Annotated in this window: 1 protein-coding gene; it reads right to left on the bottom strand. The window is 71.6% G+C overall.

Going from position 1 to position 261, the window contains the following annotated elements:
- Positions 1-261 (bottom strand): transposase family protein (locus tag OO54_RS41135; RefSeq protein ID WP_033212975.1); only part of this gene is annotated, 261 nt, incomplete at both ends.

Raw genomic sequence — 261 nt, 5'->3', positions numbered from 1 at the left:
GGAACGCCCTGGCGCTCGCAGATCCGGATGATCCGGTGGGTGCGGGCGGCGGTCAGGTCGTGGGTGCGGCCCGGCAGGGCGGGCGAGAGCCACAGCAGCTGGCCGTCGGGGTGGGTGACGACCTGCACGTTAACGCCGTGGCGTCGGTGCTTGTGGGAGTAGTCGGTCCGGCCGTCGCCGACCCGGTCGCACTCGGCGAGGGTTCCGTCGAGCAGGACGAAGTCGGGATCATGCTCGCGCAGCGTCCTCAGCAGACCCGGT

The sequence above is a fragment of the Streptomyces wedmorensis genome, from assembly GCF_000716445.1.
GTDB lineage: Bacteria > Actinomycetota > Actinomycetes > Streptomycetales > Streptomycetaceae > Streptomyces > Streptomyces wedmorensis.
The sequence above is the reverse complement of the archived record's forward strand: the minus strand, read 5'-3'. Positions and strand labels throughout refer to the sequence as shown.